This window comes from Microbacterium sp. (assembly GCF_035277845.1).
Classification (GTDB): domain Bacteria; phylum Actinomycetota; class Actinomycetes; order Actinomycetales; family Microbacteriaceae; genus Microbacterium.
In genome coordinates, this window is record NZ_DATEJS010000143.1 from 1 (window position 1) to 2,916 (window position 2,916).

At 73.4% G+C, this 2,916-nt stretch carries 1 protein-coding gene; it reads left to right on the plus strand.

Annotated features, from left to right (window positions below; translation table 11 throughout):
* Positions 1 to 2,916, plus strand: a 2,916-nt coding sequence (locus VJR25_RS06170; RefSeq protein ID WP_324113624.1) for an FtsK/SpoIIIE domain-containing protein, incomplete at both ends; no start/stop codon positions are given.

Genomic DNA, 2,916 nt, shown 5'->3' on the forward strand with positions numbered 1-2,916 from the left:
AGTCCGGACAGCGCGTGCTCGACGCCGACCGGGCGGTGGGCGAGTCGGGGCTGCGCTCCGGCACGGCGCTGCAGATCGTCGCCGCCCCCGAGCGGCCCGCCGATGAGGCGCCGGCCGCCGTGCTGCGCATCCTCTCCGGGCTGCACGCCGGCGAGGAGCTCCCGCTGCGCAGCGGGGCGAACGTCGTGGGCCGCGACCGCAGTGCGGACGTGGTGATCGACGATGCGCTCGTCTCCAAGCGGCACGCCCGCATCAACGTCGACACGGCCGTCGAGATCCTGGACATGAACTCGGCGAACGGCATCCTGATGGGCGGCGAGCAGGTCGCGCGCACTGTGCTGTCCCCGGGGGACGTCGTGGTGCTCGGCGGCACCGAGATCGCCGTCGTCCCGCTGAACCGGCCGGGCACCGTGCCCGTCGGCGGGTCCACCGTCGAGGTGGTGCGCTCGCCGCGCGTGGTGCCGCGCTATGAGAACCCCGTGTTCAAGGCGCCGAAGCCTCCGAAGCCCCCGCAGCAGCAACGGCTGCCCTGGATGGCGATGCTGTCCCCCGCGCTGCTGGGGGTCGGCATGTTCGCCATCACGCGCCAGCCCGCGTCGCTGCTGTTCATCGCGCTGAGCCCGCTCATGATGCTGGGGTCGTGGATCGACCAGCGGGTCGAGGGCCGCAAGGCGTTCAGGAAGGCGACGGCGGCGTTCGAAGCGGCCATCGCGCACTTCGAGAAGCGCATGGAGGAGCAGCAGGTCATCGAGCGCGATGTGCGCACCCGGGAGGTGCCGGCCCTCGCGGACACCCTCGCCTCCCTGTCGAACTGGGGGGACCTCACCTGGACCCATCGCCCCGAGCACGTCTTCTTCCTCACCGCACGCCTGGGCACCGGCCGGCTGCCGTCGCGCGCCCGCATCGAAGCCGACGGCCTCGAGGAGGCCGTGCCCGAGCACGTCGACGCGGTGCTGCGCGTGCAGACCCGGTTCGCGGGCGTCGACGACGTGCCGGTGATCGCCGACCTGCGCGAAGCCGGCAGCGTCGGCATCGCGGGCGCCGCCGGGCAGGCGGATGCCGCGGCCCGCGCCACCGTCATGCAGCTGGTCTCGACCCATTCGCCGGCGGAGCTCGTCGTCGCGGCGTTCGCGTCGCCAGCATCCCGCCCGCAGTGGTCGTGGCTGGAATGGCTGCCGCACGCGAGCTCCCCGCACAGCCCGCTCGAGGGTGCGCACCTGGCCGCGAACTCGGGCACTGCGGCGGCGCTGCTGTCACGGCTCGAGGGACTGGTGGAGTCGCGCATCGGCACCGCGGCGGCGCAGCCGCGCGGCCCGGTGCCCACCGGCAAGGAGCCGGAGAAGAAGGTGCCGACCCTGCCGGTCGTGATCGTCGTCGTCGCCGACGACGCTCCCGCGAACCGGGGGCGGCTGACCCGTCTGGTGGAGCGCGGACCGGATGCCGGCGTGCACGTCGTGTGGGTGGCATCCGCCGTGGGCGCGCTGCCGGCCGCGTGCCGCACGTTCCTGCAGGTGGACGACAACGCGCAGGACACCCTGGGCGGCATGGTGCGGCGCGGCATCACCTCCACCCCCGTGAAGGTCGAGCTGCTGGACGCGCAGACCGCGACGGCCTGGGCGCGGGTGCTGTCGCCCACGGTCGATGCCGGCGCCCTCGTCGAGGACGCCTCCGACCTGCCCCGCTCGGTCTCGTTCGTCGACCTGTCCGGCGACGACCTGGGCTCCGACCCGGCCGTCGTCATCGACCGCTGGCGCGAGAACGACTCGATCACGGTGCGCGACGGCTCGGCGCCCAGGCGCAAGGCGAAGGACGGCACGCTGCGCGCCCTGGTCGGCCATGACGGCACCGGCGCCTTCCAGCTCGACCTGCGCACGCAGGGCCCGCACGCCCTCGTCGGCGGCACCACCGGCGCCGGCAAGAGCGAGTTCCTGCAGTCGTGGGTGCTCGGCATGGCGGCCGCGCACAGCCCGGACCGCGTCACGTTCCTCTACGTCGACTACAAGGGCGGGTCCGCGTTCGCCGACTGCGTCGACCTGCCGCACACGGTGGGGCTCGTCACCGACCTGTCGCCGCACCTCGTTCGTCGGGCACTCACGTCGCTGCGCGCCGAGCTGCGCTACCGGGAGCAGCTGCTCGCCCGCAAGAAGGCCAAGGACCTCATCTCGCTGGAGCGCACCGGCGACCCGGAGTGCCCGCCGAGCCTCATCATCGTGGTCGACGAGTTCGCCGCGCTGGTGCAGGAGGTGCCCGAGTTCGTGGACGGCGTCGTCGACGTCGCCCAGCGCGGTCGCTCCCTCGGGCTGCACCTGATCCTCGCCACCCAACGGCCGGCGGGCGTCATCAAGGACAACCTGCGCGCGAACACCAACCTGCGCGTGGCCCTGCGGATGGCCGACATCGACGACTCGATGGACGTGCTCGGCGACCCCATGGCCGGCCTGTTCGACCCGTCGATCCCGGGCCGCGGAGCCGCGAAGAGCGGACCCGGCCGGATCACCTCGTTCCAGACGGGGTACGTCGGCGGCTGGACGACGGGCGAGAAGTCGGCGCCGCAGATCGACATCCGCGAGCTCGACTTCGGGGTGGGTGCGACGTGGGATGCCCCCGCCGCACCGGTCGCGCACATCGCCGACCCGGGACCCACCGACATCTCGCGCATCGTGCGGTCGGTGCGCTCCGCGGCGACCTCGCTGCAGATCCCCGCGCCGCGGCGGCCCTGGCTGGACGAGCTCGCGAACGCGTACGACCTGGCCCGCCTGCCCAACCCCCGCACCGACGAGCGGATGCTGCTCGGCGTGCGCGACGACCCGGCGGCGCAGGCGCAGCCGACGATCTTCTACGAGCCCGACCGCGACGGCAACGTGGCGATCTTCGGCACCGGCGGCGCGGGCAAGAGCACTGCGCTTCGTACTTTCG